Below are 17633 nucleotides of genomic sequence, written 5' to 3'. Positions count from 1 at the left end.
TGGAAAGGGGGTGAAATCTTATGGTTGATGAAAAGACAATTGAATATCAATTCGACAGTTTCTGTAAAACAGTTTTACGTAACTATGCTAGAGATATTTATGACGAAAATAAACGCAGAAATGATTATTTGGTATCTCTCGAATCTTTGTCCCTTGCAGAATTAAGTAAATTGAGTATTTTAGATGATTATGATTCTAACTACATCTGTATGGTTTCTTACGACTACAACATACGAATTGAAGATGTATTAATGGCACAAGCAATCGGAAAACTTACAAAGAGAAAACAAGATATAATTCTACTTTCATTCTTTCTCAACATGACAAATGCTGACATAGCAACATTGATGGATTTAGCAGAAAGTACCGTACATTATCACAAAACAAATGCACTAAAAGAGTTGAAAGAACTCATGGAGGAACATTGAAATGAAACCTACTAAAGAAGTATTACCTTTTACAATTATTTTACTTGCTGTACATGGCGATGTAAATGCAATAAACGGAATACTTAAACATTTTGAACACTATATCATTCGTCTTTTTCATATGACGTATCAAGCTCAATTCGGTTATTGAGAGGAGCTTCTTATCATGTCAACTAAAAAAAGACGAGATAATAAAGATAGAATTTTAAGAACTGGAGAGAGCCAGAGAAAAGATGGAAGATACTTTAATATAAGTTTTTATAATAAAAAGACAGATATACCAATAGAAATTATCTGCCTTATTTTAATCTATGTACCTATATTACATTTATATAAAGTATATATAGGTTTATTTTTGTTACTAGCATCAATCTTTAATATCATTTAATAACTTCTCAAACCATTCAATATTCACTAAATGATGAGAACGAGAATTCTCTAACATCCTTTTAAAATAGTGTGAATTTGTTTTATCATTTTCTATAGCTTCATTTAATAGAGAAATTCTTACTTGAGTTTGCTTGATTTGCATCTTTAATAATTCTATTAACTTTTCATTTTTATAGTCATTTGCAAACAATAGTGTTGCGTAAAATGATAGATTTACATACTCTGTCTTAGAACCATATTTATACATTAGTTTTTCAAATTCTTGGCATCCAAGTTCAGTAATCTTATAGTTATGAGTTTCCCTATTTTTATTAGGTTGACTATTCTCAACTTTTTCAATTAACTTTTTTTCCTCGAGTTGCTGTAAGTTATAATAAAAAGAACCTTTAGTGAAATTTACTATATACTTGTAATGCTTCTTTTCCATTAATGCTAATAACTCATATCCATAAGAATTTGGATTTTGTTTTAATAATCCTAAAATTAATAATGGTATCAAAAAATCACCTCTTTCAAGCTAAATTTGCGAATATATTAATGGATATTTTATCTAATTATCATTAAGTTTTATAAGTTGAGATTCAAATTCATCATATGATATCTTTCCTAATGCTAAATCCATACTATTTATATATATTTTTTCTGTTTTTGTATATGTTTTAGAATTACTAGATGTTATCAATTCTCTTTCGTTAACTAATGCTTCCATAACGTGCTTTCTCTTATAAAAAGCTTCAAAATAACGCAATCCAAATTTTCTTTGGGATATGGCATCAATATGAATACCATCAGGATTAGATGTCAGACCTGATGCTGTAACAAAATAACAGTTTTCTTGTTCGAAAGCAAATTTTTGCAACTCTTTATTGATAAACTCATGCTCAGTACAACTTTTTCCAAAGCCTACTTTTCCTAAGAAGTCTCCCAAACCACCAATAATAATAGGTATATCTGGAATATTTAATTCTTTTCTAAGAGCCTCAATAATAGAAAGTAATTTTTTATAATAAAATTTATAGTTACCATTATTACTGTCATTTTCTCCTTGATGCCACAAAATCCCTATCAATTCACTACTTTGCATAGCAAATTTAGCTTCATTTATAGCATGTTTGAAAAGTATACCATCTATATTCCATTCATCTAATGAACTGCCCCCCTCAGCGCAAGGAATTAGCCCAATTTTATCCTCTTTATTTTCACAACACCATACCTCTGCAAATGATGCAGCAAGGCTTATTCCAGATACTGGGCGGTCATAATTAATAGGCTCTGTCATCATTTGCCATCTTCCATTACGTAACATCTGTATTCTTTCATTATAAATTGGAGGTACTTCACTTATGAATCCTCTTCCAGCCATATTGGACTGTCCTAACATTAAAAATGATTTAATCATTGTTATTATCCTTTCTTAAACTCTTATTGTACTTATTTTTTAGAATAGTCTAATTAGACTATCCATGGTTATATTATAGTCTAATTAGACTATAAGTCAATAGTATTATAGAATATATATAAAATACTTGTCCTACTTAGTTTATCAAAGAAGTGCTAATGACTAGCAACTTCTTTATTTGAATTTTTTATTTGTAATTGTCTATCTACCATTATTTTTTCTATTGCTTCATATATTATTGTATCTTTTTCTTGTTTTTCTTCTAGTGTGAGTGTTCTTCCTAATATTGTTTCAGGAGATACTACATGGCATATTGTCTTTCCATGTAGTACTGTCATGGATATTTTATAACCGTTCTCGTCTGTTGGAACATCTACATCATCATTTAGGTATGTTATAGTAGTTGTACCATCCAAGTCTTTTTCTATCTTTGGCATTTAAATCCCCTCCTTTTTATATTTTATGTATCTTAAAAATTGTCCTATTCTCAATCAATATTTATAATTGGCTGACTAAGATTAGTTTGATTAATGATAAACTTTAAAAAGAATGGGCTTATAGATAAAATGTTATATACGATTAAATATTTAACCTAAAAGATTATAAAAATTTCACAATAAATTAAAACTGTTATCTTACATAAAATTAAATATTAAATTGTGATATACTTTAATATGAAAAACAATACTATTTACTCATTTTTGTGGTTAATTACATACTTTCTCATGTTTATTCTTTATTAAGCTTTATTAAGCTAGTTAATTAGTGCATAGAAAGAGAGGATTAACTATTTCAAAATATATATTATATAAATTACAAGGAGCTGATTTTATGGAATGGATTGAAAGATTAAACAAAGCAATTAACTATATTGAAGAAAACATAACAAAAGAAATTGAATATGAACAAGTTGCAAAAATAGCTTGTTGCTCTACATATCATTTTCAAAGGATGTTTGCTTATATGGCAGATGTACCACTTTCTGAATATATTCGTCGTAGACGAATGTCTTTAGCAGCTGTAGAATTACAGAATGATGATAAAAAAATAATTGATGTGGCTTTAAAATATGGCTACTCTTCTCCGACAGCATTCAATCGTGCTTTTAAAAGTATTCATGGTGTTGCTCCATCAGTTATAAAAAGAGGAGAAATAATAACTTTGAAAGCCTTTCCTCCAATCAGCTTTAAAATTAGTATAAAAGGAGCAGAAGAAATGAATTATAGAATTGAAAAAAAAGAAGCATTTCGTATAGTTGGTGTATCTCAACCACTTCACACTGAATTAGAAAAGAATTTTGAGCTTGTTCCTCAAATGTGGCAAAAGGTTGCTTTAGATGGAACTCTTCAAAAGTTAATACCTATGATGGATAGTCAGCCTCAAGGTGTATTAGGTATAAGCATTTGTAACAATTCAGAAGAATGGAAGTATTTTATCTCTGTTTCAAGTACAAAATCTGCAGATGATACATTGGATGAATACACTATTCCAGCTTTTACTTGGGCGATATTCTCTGGAGAAGGACAATGCCCACAAGCAATCCAAGAACTAGAAAAGCGTATTGTGACAGAATGGCTACCTACTTCTGGATATGAATATGATAATGGTCCTGATATTGAGCTTTACTTAAATCCAGACCCACAAAATGCTAAGTTTGAAGTATGGATACCTGTTGTAAAAAAATAGTTTTAAATTTAAAATATAACTAAGGTATAAAGCTAGTAATATAAATATTTACCTAGACTATAAGATTTTAAATATATTATAGAAATAACATATAAAAATAAACCTGTAAAATATATTCTATATTTTGAGGGTTTATTTTTATATGTTAAATATAATCATATTGCTGTTGAATATAATATATTCAAGGAGTGTGATTTAATGAATGTCTCAATTTATTTACGTAAAAGTAGAGCCGATGAAGAAGCAGAGCATAGAGGCGAATTTGAAACATTAAGCAGACATAAGACAACTCTTTTAAAATTAGCAAAAGAACAGCGTTTAAATGTTATTGATATTAAAGAGGAACTTATTTCTGGTGAGAGTATAGAATATAGACCTAAGATGATAGAATTACTAGATGAAGTCAAAAATAATAACTACGATGCCGTTTTGGTAATGGATATTGACCGCTTAGGACGTGGAAATATGCAAGACCAGGGATTGATATTAGATACATTTAAAAAATCTAAGACAAAAATTATTACTCCTAGAAAAATTTATGATTTAAATGATGAGTTTGATGAAGAATATTCCGAATTTGAAGCTTTTATGGCTCGTAAAGAATTAAAGTTAATATCTAGGCGTATGCAAAGAGGAAAAATTAAAAGTATTGAAGAAGGTAAATTTATAGCTCAAGCAGCTCCTTATGGGTATAATATTAAATATTTAAACAATAAAGAAAGAATACTTATAATAAATGAAGATAAAGCAACTGTTATTAAGCTAATCTTTGATATGTATTTAAAGGGAGATGGAGCATGTAAAATAGCTAGTTATTTAAATGAACTTGGTTATAAAACCACAACAGGTAGAACTTGGTATGAAAAAGGAGTTAGAGATATTATAAAAAATAAAGTATACTGTGGATATATAGTATGGAATAAAGTTGAGAGAAAAAGAAATTCTAGTAGAACTAGGGGGATTGAAGAACAAATTGAAGTAAAAGGAAAACATGAACCAATAATAAGTGAAGATATATGGAATAAAGCACAGAATATAAGAAAAAAACGTAGCAATTCTCCTACACCAAACAATAAAATAACTAATCCCTTAGCTGGCATTGTAAAATGTGGATATTGTAATCATACTTTAGTAGCTAAATCTAATACTACATCAAGTGGATGTGAGAAATACATGGTCTGTACTAATTGTAAAAATAAAGCTACGAAATTGTACATATTAGAAAATAAAATCTTACTTGTCTTAAATAAATGGCTAATGGATTATAGGCTATCTTTGAAAGAAGAAAAAGATAATTTTAAAATCAAGGATAATTTAGAACATACTTTAGTAAGTCTAAATAAAGAATTAAATAACCTAGAAAAACAAAGAGAGAGATTGCATGATTTTTTAGAACAAGGGATTTATGACAGCGATACATTTCTACAGCGTTCAAAAATACTTATGTCTCGTTTAGAAAATATAAGAAAATCTATAAACAAAACAAATATAGATATTGAAATGGAAAAAGAAAGAAAAGTAGTTAAAACACAAGTTGTTCCTCAACTTGAAAGAGTTTTAAATGAATATACAGAAGATAAAGAACCTTATTTAAAAAACATACTACTTAAAACTGTAATTAATTATGCCATGTACAAAAAAGAACCAAATCAAAGAACTGATGATTTTTCTTTAATACTCTACCCTAATATTTCAAAAAATTAAGTGCATATTTTGATGTTATAATCAAACTGATTACCAATTTGGTGTAATGGCAGGAGCTTTTGCAGGTGGAGAAGGAGACTTCACAACAGCTTTTGAACCTACGGCTACAGCTATGGAAAAAGAAGGCAGTGGATATATAGTTACGTCTATAGGAAAAGATTCTGGAGAGATACCATTTACAGCCTACTCTACTACTAGATCATATATGAAAAGTAATAAAGATTTAATTCAAAGATTTACAAATGCTGTTTATAAAGGTCAACTATGGGTTCAACAAGCACCTAGTAAAGATATAGCTAAAGCTATGCAACCTTTCTTTGAAGATATATCTTTAGAAGACTTAACAACAGTTGTAGATAGATATAAATCAATAGATGCATGGTCACAAAATCCGGTACTAAAAGAAGAAGGTTTGAATAAATTAATGGATGTTATGAAAGAGGCTAAAGAATTAGATAAAGAAGCTCCTTATAAAGATATTGTAAATACTGAATTTGCTGAGAATGCTATAAAAAATATAAAGTAAAGTTATATTTAACTTTAACTAAAAAACTTCTTATTTAAGTAGAATGTTTAAGTAAAAAATCTATATAAAAAATATGAAAATATAAAAAGAGTCTTTTAAAAGACTCTTTTTATATTTTGAGATTAAAGTTTATATAAAAAAATAGAAATCAAAGTACTACTTGTACTTATATATCTATCCTCTGTATTCTGCTCCAGCATTAATTTTTGTAATTTGAACAGCTACCATTTCTTCATTGCTTCCATTCGTAATCTCATGCCATTCTCCTGTTGGTACAAAGACAGTATCACCATTTTTTACATCACATTCATGTTCGCCAAGTTTCATTTTTCCTTCACCTTTTAAGAACACAAATATTTGCTCGCCATTAGGATGTCTATGAGCTTTAAGAACTTGATTAGGTTTAAAATAATAAACTTCTGAAGTTATATCACTACCAGCAAATACTGGTATTTTTGGAACAGCTGCATCATTATATTGAGCTAAACTTCCATCTAATAGATTCTTTTTATTTTCATGCATACTAGAAATACCTCTTTTCTATATTATAGATTTACTCTTATTATTCCAATATAAAAAAATAGTATTCTCCTCATCAATAATAGGAATAAAATTCTTTTCTTATCTTCCTAAAAAATAGTAAATGGCATAAAATATACTATTTTATGCCGTTTTTTACTAAGTAAGTATTTTCAATATATTCATAACGAAAAAAACACGATTTGTCAGTAGTATGTCAGTAATTTTTTTCTTATTTTTCCTCTTTTTTAGATTTAAATATATTAAAAATATACTTTTATACTCTAAAACATCAAACAAAATATTATAAAAATTAAACTTAATTTCTTAAGATATGTTTTAAGATTAAACCATACATGTTTCATTTTTATTTATTTTTCACTTTAATTACAAAAACTTCTTGGCATTTTTATTTTCTTCATAACAATCATAAATTAAAAACAAGCTTGAAAATATATGCTAAAACCTATCTGAGTTTTATACCACTTATTTACTTTCATTATTTTGATATTTTCCTTCTGATTAATATTTATAATTTTAATTTCGTCCAAAATAACGGCTTTTTATTTTGGTTTTTAAAGAGCTTATACATTTTTTGTTGATGTTTTATACCTTCAAGAGCATAATAAGCTTAAAATCTATTTAAATGTCTAATTGAACATTGAAACTCAAAACAAGAATTTTTAGTTAACTTTATTTTTATTATGTAAACTTTATAAATAATTTCAATAATTAGTATAATGATAAAATTATCTTTATATTGATTTGCATTAATTTTATAGATTTTAATTTATTACATAGAGAAAGACTAGGTATAAATTTATAATTTATATCTAGCCTTTTTATTTATTATCTATCAAAAACAATTGTTTTCCATAGAGCAAAAAATTCTCTTGTATAATAAGTAGGTACAAATGAAAGTTTTGATTTACTAGCATAAAAAGAAGTATTTTTATATCCATTTCTATATGCTAATATCTTACTCCTAAGAACATGAAAATCCGTTGTTACTATTTTCACTTCTAAGTCTTCTAGTTTTCTTTTGCTATGTTCTTCTATCTTTAATTTTGAATACTTAAAGTTTTCGTAAGTATTAGTAGATTTATCTTCTTCTATTATTCTATTCTTATCTATACCACTTTTTATAAGATAGTCTTTCATAGCTTTTGCCTCAGTTATATTTTCTCCATTACCTTTACCACCTGATACAATCACATCACAATCACTGTTAACTCTTAAATATTTCAAGGCAGTATTTAATCTTCCTTTTAAAGTTGTGCTTGGTGTATTTTTTTTGACAGCAGCTCCTAAAATCAATAGATAATCACTCTTTGACTCAAAACTATTTTTAGGATAAAAAATAATTAAACTTTCAGTGATTATGAATACTATTAGGAAAACACTGATTATTATCTTTAACACTTTATAAAAAACCTTCTTTTCCTTAATTTTCTTCTTAAATATTTGATAAACAATTAATAGAATTCCTACAACCAAGAAAATTTCACTAAATGAAATTCCTCCAAAAACCATTTTAAGATAAAAATAGTAAATTATAAATATTATACCCAATATCAAATTTATACTATTTAACATATTCTCATAATCCTTTTTATTTATTTTTGTACAAAGAAATATCTATACACTCTATAAGACAGTTATATTCTCCATCTATCCAATTAATCCAACTTGCTATGCTGATATTTGTACCAAATGTATTTGTCTCTATTTTGAATTTTGAATGTTTATTTTCTTCTAATCCATTGAGAGGACAATTATTACAAGGTTCGTTGGATTTTAATAATGATTTATAACAAGCCTCTCCCAATTTTATTTCTAAATCTAGACTTAATATCTTATTATTGGCAAAAATAAGTTCATAAGTGTTCGGATTTACTACATATACATAATTATCAATGGAATCAAGTGCTTTTTTAAGTACTGGTTTAGATTTTTCATATTCATTTACTTCTTTTATATTGTCATAATCTATATTATTAGTTTCATTTTGATAGATACAATCACTATAAAGTGCATATTTATCTTTACCTTTACTTTTTGCATAATAAAGTGCTATGTCCGCTTTTTGATAAAGGTCTTCAAAGATAGTTCCATGTTCTGGAACAAATGAAATTCCAACCGTACCAGATATCTTATATGTCTTGTTATTTTCGGTGTAAGAATTTCTAAATATAGCACATATTTTTTCTGCTTTCTTTTTAGCATTATCAAAAGATTGAATATTTTTTAAGAATACTATAAATTCATCTCCACCAATACGACCCACTATATCATCTTTTCTAAATATAGGTTTTAAATGTTTAGAAACTTCAAATAATACTTTATCTCCAAATACATGTCCTAAATTATCATTTACAGATTTAAAGTTATCTATATCAATAATTAAAAATGCATGGATTCCTAGACTGGCTTCTTCAGAAGCTAAGAAATCATTAATCAGTTTTTCTGTAGTTCCTTTATTATATAATCCTGTAAGGGTATCTCTTTCCGCTTTTATTTTTAATCTAATTTCCTCATTCTTCTGTTTGTCAATATCTTTTACATAAGCAAGAGCTTTTATATCATTTGTAATAGAATCTTTTATTAAGTGCATTGTACAAATAACCCAAATCATTTTATTTTCCTGATTCATTCTTCGATATTCCAACTTTATTTCACTTATATTCTTCTTGTATGCAGCTAATAGGTCCTTACATAGAAATGTGTTTAAAAACACATCTTTATCATTTTTATAAATGATACTATTTGCTATAGTTTTTACCATTTCAGAATAGTTATTCTCAGGCTTAATTCCAAATTCTTTATACCAGTTTTCATTTCCTCTTATAAAAGTGTCCTTCGATACATTTATCTCATAAGTTATCATTGCTTCTGATAATATAGCTGAATGATATTTACCTTCTTGGTTATATCTTATTTCTGCTTCTTTTTGCTCACTTATATCTTCTTGTATACCAATTGCTCTTACGGGCATCCCGTCTTCATCAAAAACTGTAGTTAAAGTAAGTTTATTCCATATATAACTTTCATTTGGAAGTTTTATCTTAACTATACAACTTGCTATTTTTGCTCCATTTATTATTTTCTCGTACATATTTATAAAATCATCACTAAAATCTTTATGAATTATTCCTGATTCTACCAAAGAATATGGAACATTTTTAGTGATATCAGGAATATCGTATTTATCAAGTTCTTTGTTAGCATTTAAAAGTGATTTGGTTTTTATATCATATTCAAATATAGTGTTTGATGTTTGTTTTAATGCAATTCTAACTCTTTCATCATTAATTTTAAGTTTTTGCTCTGCATTTTTCAAATCTGTTATATCAGTCAGAATCCAAATACCTTTTTTACTCCCATCACTATCAACAATAAGCTTTCCTTTTACAGAAACCCAGATAATATTACCATCTCGTCTTCTTATCCTATGTTCATATACAGCTATACCCTTTATACCTAACTGATATTGTATATTTTCAAGAGTCTTTTTTCTATCATCATAAAAAACGAGATTACATGCTTTGTATTGAAGCTCTTCTTCTAGTTGTTTGCGAGTATATCCAATCATCGAAAGATAACCAGCATTAGTGTATTGTATCGTAAAATCTTCATTAAACTCAGTTATAAGTATACCACCTAAAACATTTTCGGATACCATTTCAAGTTCTAGATTCTTTTGTTCCATTTCTTTTTCCAATTGTTTTGTTTTTGTAATATCTACTGTTACACAACAAAGATACTCTTTTCCATCGGGTTCTGTTATAACTTCGCCTTTATTTAAAACCCACACTATATCACGACTTTTTGTCATAACTCTGTATTCTAGTTCAATAGTTTTATTTTTATGAAGTTGTTCAGAAATTTCTTCTTTTATTCTTTTTACATCATCTTTATGTATTAAATTATAAAAGTCGTTATTAAATACTGTTTTTATTTCTTCTCTTGTATACCCAAATAAATCTATAAAACCATCACTTAAAAAATTAAATTCATATGTTTCACCAATAGTACATTTTTGTACGCCTCCAGGAATGCTATTCGTAATAGATGATATTTCTTTATTAGTTTTTAATATATGTTTTTGAGATTTATTGTTTTTATAAAAGATATATATTATAAGTATAATAAACAGTAAAAATATTTTAAAAATAAGAGAAAATGCTAATTGATTTATTTTATCAATATTTTTTCTTACAGTATATTGTGGTATCACAGAAAGTACATACCAATCATTTACACCAATTGGTGTATAAGTGGCATAACGCTTTTCACCTTTATATTCGTATGATGTAAAGCCACTTTTGTTATTCTTCGTATCCTCATATATTTTTTTATAGCTATAGCTTTCATCAAAAGAAGCTTTTTTAAATATATCATATATATTACTACTTGATTTGATAAGATTGTCCGTATGTGAAGATTTTAGAACAAATTGTCCACTAGATTCAAATATATCTATATACCCTTCACTATTAAAACTTGTTATATCTATAAATTCAGCTAATTTATCATTATAGTAAGAACCATATAAAATACCAATCACCTTATTATTTTTAAATACAGGTGTAGCTATAACAAAAGTATCTTTTCCATCAATTGGAGATTTTACAACCTCAGATATATTACTTTCTCCTCTAATTGCTTTCTTGAAATATTCATAATTTGATACATCAATAATTTTCCCATCACTAGTATGACTTATTCCATTAGGAGATACAATAGATATTCTTTGAAAGTCAGATTCCTTCGATATTCTAGATAACAATGGAATTACTTCTGGATTATCTATAGTAGCAAAATATGAAACCATATTTGATACACTTTTGATGAATGATAATGAACTATCCAATTTTATTTTTATAGCATTAGAACTTTGAAGAGATATCTCCTTTAAGTTAACTTTATTATTTTCTTCTTCTTGAACATTAGTTTTAAATGCAAAATCAGAAAAAGAAATTATTGTAAATAAAAATATTAAAACAATACTCAGTATACTTTTTAAAGATTTTGCTCTTATCATTTAATTACCACCTCCCATTTAAGATTTATTGACTATATTTTATAGACTAATTTTTCAAATTCTTTAACTGGTAATGGTTTTGAAAAATAATATCCTTGAACAATATCACAATTTGCTTCTTTTAACATTTTTATTTGACTTTTAGTTTCTATTCCTTCTGCAACGACACTTATACCTAATTGCTTGATAAGAGAAACTATACTTTTTATAACAATCTGGCTCTTATCAATATCTTTATCATCTATAAAAAATCCTCTATCCAATTTTATTACATTTAATGGTATGTTTTTAAGCATATTTACAGAAGAATATCCTGAGCCAAAATCATCCATTGAAACTATAAAACCAATGTCTTGCAGATTTCTACTCACATCAAATAGGGTATCAGTATCTCCAAACATACTAGACTCAGTAATTTCAATTTCTATTAAACTATATGGTATTTTATATCTATCACATACATTTACTATCTTTGAAGTAAAATCTTTTTTTAAAAAATCAACTCTTGAGAAGTTTACAGATATAGGCAAAGGAGAAATACCTTTATCAAATAAAAATCTAATTTCTTTACAAGCTTGTTCTAATATGTACATATCAATCTTTCTAATAAATCCATTTTTTTCAAATATAGGAATAAAATCTCCTGGATATATGACTTCTGTTTCTGTATATTGCCATCTTACTAAGGCTTCGCTCCCACAAAATTTATCTAATTTAATATTATATTTTGGTTGTAAATACATTACGAATTGCCCATTTTCAAGTGCATATTCCATTTCTTTTTCTATCTTATCTTCAAGTAATAACTTATCTCTTAGTTTATCATTAAAAAAAGCAAAGTTTATATCACTATTATTTTTTATTGAAGCTCTTGCAAGTGAAGCTCTATCACTATATACACTTACAGTTAAAGTTTTATCTTTAATTTCATAAATTCCAAAAGATAAGTTTACAAATTCATTATTCGTCATAATCTTTTTGATGGTATTTATTATATCTTCTTTTGTATCATATGTTAATAAGATATTAAAATTATCAGCACTTACACGAGCGAAAGTTTCATTATTATTGGTTAATTCATGTAGAGTATTAGCAATATTTTTTAAAATTAAATTTCCCTTTTTATGACCGTATATATCATTAATCGCTTTAAATTTATCGATATCAAATATAATCATTGCATATTTATTATTTTGTGAAGTTTTCTTCAGTAAGTTTGTAACATCCAATTCAAACTTTCTCCAATTTGAATAACCAGTTACAAAATCTGTATATGCTATTTTTTCTATAGTTTTTTGACTCTTTGTCTTTGAATATAATATGTACATTATAATACCTAAAAATAAAAATGAAAGTACAATCCATCCAATAATTGTAACTATCATTAAATTATTCAGTTTTTTAGATACAACTATTTTTGGAACAAAGGATGCTATAAACCAATCATTAATTCCTAGAGATGTATATGCCATATAAAATTTTTCATCTAATTTTTTAACTTGCACTACGCCTTGGTCTGACATTTTCATATTTTTAAAATTAAATCTTTTTTCAAAGTTAATTTGGGATAGATTTGTAATATTTGAGTTTAAATTTTTATGATATGGTGGAATAATTATATTACCATTGCTATCACATATAAGTGAAAAACCTTCTCCATTAAATGTAGAAATGGATAATAATTCAGATATAAACTCAACATCATAATCAGCTGCAATCACAGCAACAATTTTACCTTTATTGTATAATGGCACAGCGTATGTCTCAGTAAGTTTTCCTGTCGCTTTATCTATTAATGGTTTTGATATATTAGATTCACCTTTAATTGCAAGTTTAAAATAGTCTCTATCTGAAAAATCTATTCCCAAAATTTCTTCAGCATATCCTTTCCCATTTGGTAAAATCATACCAATATTATTATAATTACTATTTTCGTTATATGATTTTAGCATTTTTAAAGTTTTTTCTAAATTGAAGCTGTCTTCTGTTTCTAAAATTTTAGAAATACTCTCTAATTTGTCTAAATTACTTTTCAATTTACTATTGATGGCAATTTTACTTTCTGCACTAATTTCAGACAAATAATTTTTTGTTTCATATTCTAACACATTATCCATGTTACTCACATAAAAAAATGCAAATATACTAAAAAAGAATAGTACTATAAATGCAATTAACACATTTTTCACTATTGGCCTACTATTTTTCAAGTAGCTACACCTCACCCTCTTTTCCAATTGTAATTTCATTGATTCACTTTATTTTACTATTAATAACTCTTTTTTACAATTAAGTTTCATAAATTGTTAATAAAGGGCAATTTAAAAAAATGTTATTTATAGGGTAATAATATTTAAGGGTATAAATACATCAATAACATATTAAATTATATTAAAGCTATAAATACTAATATAATTTAATATGCTATCACTTATATCTATACCCATCTACATATACCTTAAATAGCAATCTTTATTTTTCTAGAATTTCTCTTCTTATTGATGATTTTTTAAAATATTCTACCAATTTATTTTTATCATTATTAAAAATAGCATCTTTTATCAAATTTACTTCTGATTCAAAATTTTCTATAGATTTTAGTAAATTATCTCTATTTCCTAAAAAAAGTTCACTCCATAAGTCTTCATTCATATTTGCAATTCTAGTTAAATCTCTATAACTATCTCCTATAAATTTACCAGTATCTCTGTCTTCTTCATCACTATTTATAAGAGCAACTGCCATAACATGAGGAAGTTGAGATGTAAAAGCTATAATCTCATCATGTTTCTGTGAAGTTAATTTTTTTACTCTTTTAAATCCTATTTCTAAAATTAAATTTTCAACTAATTCTAAATTCTTTATATTATTTCTACCAGTTGGAGTAATTATATAATTTGCTCCTTTAAAGACCTGTTCACTTGCAAAATCAATTCCTTTTTTTTCTCTTCCTGCCATTGGATGCCCAAATATAAAATCTATATCATCTGGAATTATTTTTAATACATCATTAATAATTGCTTCTTTTATTCCTGTGGTATCAGTAATTATAGTTCCTTTTTTAAAGAATTCTTTATTATTATTTAAAAAGTCCACAATTAATCTAGGATATATAGATAATATGATTAAATCAGCTTCTTTAAAAAACTCGTTACCCGTAGTACTTCCTTCTTTTATGATTTTTATTTCTTCTGCTTTTTTTAAAGTTTCTAAATCTACATCTACCCCAAATACATTTTCATATCCTGCTTTTTTTAGTGCTTTAGCAAAAGAACCTCCTATAACTCCTAGCCCTACAATAACAATATTCATTAGCTTCACTCCCCCAGATTATTTTTCTTTAAACTCAAATTTAAATTTATCACTGATTTCATTCGTAATATTATATATAGCAGTATTTAATGATTTATCATTTAAAATCTCGATATCCGAAAATTTTTTATAAAGACTTATTCTCTCATCATAAAGGTTGTATAATCTATCTTTGCCATTCTTTAATAAAGGTCTTGAATTAATATTTATATCTTCTAAAATTTTTTGTACAGGTCTATCAATAAAAATAATTATACCTGTTTCTTTTAGTATTTCCATATTGATATCTTTCTTTATTACACCACCACCAGTAGACACTACTGTCTTATCACTTACAGAAAGTTCTTTACACGCTTGAGTCTCATAGTCTCTAAAAACAGATTCTCCTTCTGAAAATAATTCTGCTATACTTTTTTGAGAAATTTCACTTATATAATCATCCATGTCACAGAAACTACAACTATACTCTTGAGACAAAAGTTTACCAATTGTAGTTTTTCCACTCCCTGGCATACCTATTAATATTAATTTTTCTTTTGATTTATTTATCATAACAATCCCCCTTACAAAAACTCTAATTTTAATTCATTATATATAACATCTAAAATATCATTATTTATTTTTTTATCCTGCCAAATTTCTTGAGATTTTATTGCTTGACCTACCAACATATATAATCCATCACAAGTTTTTTTACCTACATCATTGCCAATTTTTAAAAACTCGGTTTCTCCAGGATTATAAATTAAATCTACTAAGGTATCAAAATTTTGTATAATTGATTTTGATACTGGTGATATCCCTACATTAGGATACATTCCTACTGGTGTAGCATTTAACATTATATTTCCTTTTATATGCTTAAGTTCCTCATAGTCTATTAATATAGCTTTATCATTTAATAATTTTTTATTATCCTTTTTTCTAGTTGAAACATAAACTTTATCTACTCCAGAATCAAGAAGATATGTAAGAGCAGCTTTAGAAGCACCACCAGTTCCTAATATAACAGCTACTTTTCCTTGTACATCAATATGTGCCATTTTAAACATACTGTCGAGACCAAAATAATCCGTATTATAGCCATATAATATATTTTCTTTAAGTAAAACTGTATTAACTGCTCCTATACGTTTTGCTTCTGGTGATATAAAATCCAAATATTTCATAATACGTTCCTTATATGGCACAGTAACATTTACTCCTTGTATTCCTAATAATTTTATGGCACCACCTAACTTAGATATATCTTCTTTTGAAATTTCAAAGTTTTTATATGCACTTTCAATATTTAATATCTCAAATATTCGTTTATGGATTTGAGGTGAAACACTATGGGAGAGTTTTTCACCTACTAGACCAAAAAAATTCATCTTTGTACCTCCTAATAACTACAATCAAATAAAGAATTCTATTCCCTATTCAATCTTATTTTTATATACACCTATAAATTTAAAATATGCTGTATTATTCTCTATCAATTCTAATAAATTGTATACTTTAGGATTATATATAGAACATTCAAAATCTATATAAAAGAAATATCTCCATGAAGCATTTTGCATAGGTCTTGATTCTATTTTTGTCATATTTATATTATTTTCAGCAAAGTATCCAAGTACTTTATACAGTTTTCCTGCTTCATGTTCAACAGAAAATACTATGCTCATCTTGTTTGATTCTTCATCAATGTGTATCTGGTTACTGATTACCACAAATCTGGTATAATTATTCGTAATATCATTTATACAAGGGCTTATTATTTCTAGTTCATAAATATTTGCAGCTTTTTTACTTGCAATTGCTGCTTTTGTTTTGTCTTGAAGTTTTTTTACAAGTTCAGCACTTGTTGCTGTATTATTAAATGGTATCAGCTTCCAATTACTATTCTGTTTTAAAAATTCACTACTTTGCCCTATTCCTTGTGGATGAGAGTATATTTCTTTTATATCTTCAAGTTTTGTACCTTTTATTCCAATTAAATTTTGGTCTATTTTTATACATTCTTCTCCAACTATATAAAATCCATATTTTCTTAAAAGGTCATAAGTTTCAGAAATAGCTCCTGTAGATGAATTTTCTATAGGTATTATTCCATAATCTATTTCTTTATTTTTAAGTGCTGCGAAAACATCTTCAAATTCTTTAAATTGTTTTTTGGATATTTTTTTGTTGAAGAATTTATTTAGTGCTTCTTCTGTAAATGAACCTGATATTCCTGGAAACCCTACTAGGATATTTTTTTTATTAATTTCATATTTTAAGGTTTTATATTTATCTATGTTCAATAAATCAATTTTCTCATTTGATGAATTCAGGCTACATTCAAATTTATGTTCACTATCATTATCCATTAATCTCTTTTGTAACCCTCTACTAATTTTCATTATGGAATTAAAAAACTGTATGGTTTCTTGTGAATATGATTTATTATTCAAATTATCTACAGCTTTATTTAATACTTTTTCTTCTCTATCTTTTTGAAATATAGTAGTGTTATTTTTCATTTTATGTTTAGCAATCTCAAGAACTGTATTCATTCTCTTTTCAAATAATTGAATAAGCTCTTTATCTATGTCATCAATTTCATTTCTATATCTTGTTAAATCCTCCATTATTATCGTC

General features: G+C 26.4%; 17 protein-coding genes. 6 read left to right on the top strand and 11 right to left on the bottom strand.

The window, feature by feature from the left end; translation table 11 throughout:
* Positions 1 to 20: 20 nt before the first annotated feature.
* From ACTG48_RS09925 to ACTG48_RS09915, 3 genes are read left to right on the top strand one after another with little or no spacing between them, the layout of a single operon-like run.
* Entirely contained in the window at positions 21 to 428 is a 408-nt protein-coding gene (locus tag ACTG48_RS09925) for an RNA polymerase sigma factor (protein ID WP_021384653.1), read from the top strand.
* Position 429: 1 nt separating this feature from the next.
* Positions 430 to 579: a helix-turn-helix domain-containing protein gene (locus tag ACTG48_RS09920; protein WP_479918721.1), complete on the top strand. Its 150-nt coding sequence runs from the start codon at positions 430 to 432 to the stop codon at positions 577 to 579.
* Positions 580 to 594: 15 nt separating this feature from the next.
* Positions 595 to 816 (top strand): integrase DNA-binding domain-containing protein, encoded by a 222-nt coding sequence (locus tag ACTG48_RS09915; protein WP_479918720.1) that lies wholly within the window; start codon positions 595 to 597, stop codon positions 814 to 816.
* Here the strand turns inward: ACTG48_RS09915 and ACTG48_RS09910 are convergent.
* From ACTG48_RS09910 to ACTG48_RS09900, 3 genes are all read right to left on the bottom strand, one after another.
* Positions 796 to 1317, bottom strand: a complete 522-nt coding sequence (locus tag ACTG48_RS09910; RefSeq protein ID WP_479918719.1) for a PadR family transcriptional regulator — start codon at positions 1315 to 1317, stop codon at positions 796 to 798. The two genes, ACTG48_RS09915 and ACTG48_RS09910, sit on opposite strands and share 21 nt — an antisense overlap.
* 51 nt (positions 1318 to 1368) lie before the next feature.
* A complete protein-coding gene (locus tag ACTG48_RS09905; protein WP_479918718.1) occupies positions 1369 to 2217 on the bottom strand; it encodes a sialate O-acetylesterase in 849 nt (282 codons plus the stop codon).
* A gap of 155 nt (positions 2218 to 2372) precedes the next feature.
* Positions 2373 to 2654 (bottom strand): hypothetical protein, encoded by a 282-nt coding sequence (locus ACTG48_RS09900; RefSeq protein ID WP_021384660.1) that lies wholly within the window; start codon positions 2652 to 2654, stop codon positions 2373 to 2375.
* 394 nt (positions 2655 to 3048) lie between these two features.
* Here ACTG48_RS09900 and ACTG48_RS09895 point away from each other — a divergent pair, with 394 nt between their 5' ends.
* From ACTG48_RS09895 to ACTG48_RS09885, 3 genes are all read left to right on the top strand, one after another.
* The gene (locus ACTG48_RS09895; RefSeq protein ID WP_479918717.1) at positions 3049 to 3903 is read left to right on the top strand and encodes an AraC family transcriptional regulator; all 855 of its coding nucleotides are present in this window, start codon (positions 3049 to 3051) and stop codon (positions 3901 to 3903) included.
* A gap of 198 nt (positions 3904 to 4101) precedes the next feature.
* Positions 4102 to 5607, top strand: coding sequence for a recombinase family protein (locus ACTG48_RS09890; RefSeq protein WP_479918716.1), 1506 nt, complete (start codon positions 4102 to 4104; stop codon positions 5605 to 5607).
* A 46-nt stretch (positions 5608 to 5653) separates the two neighbouring features.
* Positions 5654 to 6133 (top strand): ABC transporter substrate-binding protein, encoded by a 480-nt coding sequence (locus ACTG48_RS09885; RefSeq protein ID WP_021384663.1) that lies wholly within the window; start codon positions 5654 to 5656, stop codon positions 6131 to 6133.
* A 174-nt stretch (positions 6134 to 6307) separates the two neighbouring features.
* Here the strand turns inward: ACTG48_RS09885 and ACTG48_RS09880 are convergent, their stop codons facing one another.
* The 8 genes from ACTG48_RS09880 to pheA form a co-directional block, all read right to left on the bottom strand.
* Positions 6308 to 6655 (bottom strand): cupin domain-containing protein, encoded by a 348-nt coding sequence (locus tag ACTG48_RS09880; RefSeq protein WP_021384642.1) that lies wholly within the window; start codon positions 6653 to 6655, stop codon positions 6308 to 6310.
* 846 nt (positions 6656 to 7501) lie between these two features.
* A complete protein-coding gene (locus ACTG48_RS09875; protein ID WP_479918715.1) occupies positions 7502 to 8248 on the bottom strand; it encodes a YdcF family protein in 747 nt (248 codons plus the stop codon).
* Positions 8249 to 8264: 16 nt separating this feature from the next.
* Positions 8265 to 11696 carry a sensor domain-containing diguanylate cyclase gene (locus tag ACTG48_RS09870; RefSeq protein WP_479918714.1) on the bottom strand — a complete coding sequence of 1144 codons (3432 nt, stop codon included), beginning with the start codon at positions 11694 to 11696 and terminating at the stop codon, positions 8265 to 8267.
* Between the two features lie 32 nt (positions 11697 to 11728).
* Positions 11729 to 13906, bottom strand: coding sequence for a bifunctional diguanylate cyclase/phosphodiesterase (locus tag ACTG48_RS09865; RefSeq protein WP_479918713.1), 2178 nt, complete (start codon positions 13904 to 13906; stop codon positions 11729 to 11731).
* A gap of 262 nt (positions 13907 to 14168) precedes the next feature.
* Positions 14169 to 15008, bottom strand: coding sequence for a prephenate dehydrogenase (locus tag ACTG48_RS09860; protein ID WP_479918712.1), 840 nt, complete (start codon positions 15006 to 15008; stop codon positions 14169 to 14171).
* An 18-nt stretch (positions 15009 to 15026) separates the two neighbouring features.
* Positions 15027 to 15560, bottom strand: coding sequence for a shikimate kinase (locus ACTG48_RS09855; RefSeq protein ID WP_021384672.1), 534 nt, complete (start codon positions 15558 to 15560; stop codon positions 15027 to 15029).
* 11 nt (positions 15561 to 15571) lie between these two features.
* Positions 15572 to 16381: a shikimate dehydrogenase gene (gene aroE, locus ACTG48_RS09850; RefSeq protein WP_479918711.1), complete on the bottom strand. Its 810-nt coding sequence runs from the start codon at positions 16379 to 16381 to the stop codon at positions 15572 to 15574.
* Positions 16382 to 16426: 45 nt separating this feature from the next.
* Positions 16427 to 17623 (bottom strand): prephenate dehydratase, encoded by a 1197-nt coding sequence (gene pheA / locus ACTG48_RS09845; RefSeq protein ID WP_021384673.1) that lies wholly within the window; start codon positions 17621 to 17623, stop codon positions 16427 to 16429.
* Positions 17624 to 17633 lie beyond the last annotated feature (10 nt).

Source organism: Clostridioides sp. LIBA-6822 (assembly GCF_056688955.1).
Note: the sequence above shows the minus strand (reverse complement) of the source record. Positions and strands in the feature narration are given on the sequence as shown.

Coding starts and splice junctions, on each gene's coding strand:
- ACTG48_RS09900 (WP_021384660.1), bottom strand. CDS start 2,654: ATGCCAAAGATAGAAAAAGACTTGGATGGTACAACTACTATAACATAC.
- ACTG48_RS09870 (WP_479918714.1), bottom strand. CDS start 11,696: ATGATAAGAGCAAAATCTTTAAAAAGTATACTGAGTATTGTTTTAATA.
- ACTG48_RS09925 (WP_021384653.1), top strand. CDS start 21: ATGGTTGATGAAAAGACAATTGAATATCAATTCGACAGTTTCTGTAAA.
- ACTG48_RS09920 (WP_479918721.1), top strand. CDS start 430: ATGAAACCTACTAAAGAAGTATTACCTTTTACAATTATTTTACTTGCT.
- ACTG48_RS09915 (WP_479918720.1), top strand. CDS start 595: ATGTCAACTAAAAAAAGACGAGATAATAAAGATAGAATTTTAAGAACT.
- ACTG48_RS09885 (WP_021384663.1), top strand. CDS start 5,654: ATGGCAGGAGCTTTTGCAGGTGGAGAAGGAGACTTCACAACAGCTTTT.
- ACTG48_RS09895 (WP_479918717.1), top strand. CDS start 3,049: ATGGAATGGATTGAAAGATTAAACAAAGCAATTAACTATATTGAAGAA.
- ACTG48_RS09860 (WP_479918712.1), bottom strand. CDS start 15,008: ATGAATATTGTTATTGTAGGGCTAGGAGTTATAGGAGGTTCTTTTGCT.
- ACTG48_RS09880 (WP_021384642.1), bottom strand. CDS start 6,655: ATGCATGAAAATAAAAAGAATCTATTAGATGGAAGTTTAGCTCAATAT.
- aroE (WP_479918711.1), bottom strand. CDS start 16,381: ATGAATTTTTTTGGTCTAGTAGGTGAAAAACTCTCCCATAGTGTTTCA.
- ACTG48_RS09905 (WP_479918718.1), bottom strand. CDS start 2,217: ATGATTAAATCATTTTTAATGTTAGGACAGTCCAATATGGCTGGAAGA.
- ACTG48_RS09855 (WP_021384672.1), bottom strand. CDS start 15,560: ATGATAAATAAATCAAAAGAAAAATTAATATTAATAGGTATGCCAGGG.
- ACTG48_RS09875 (WP_479918715.1), bottom strand. CDS start 8,248: ATGTTAAATAGTATAAATTTGATATTGGGTATAATATTTATAATTTAC.
- ACTG48_RS09890 (WP_479918716.1), top strand. CDS start 4,102: ATGAATGTCTCAATTTATTTACGTAAAAGTAGAGCCGATGAAGAAGCA.
- pheA (WP_021384673.1), bottom strand. CDS start 17,623: ATGGAGGATTTAACAAGATATAGAAATGAAATTGATGACATAGATAAA.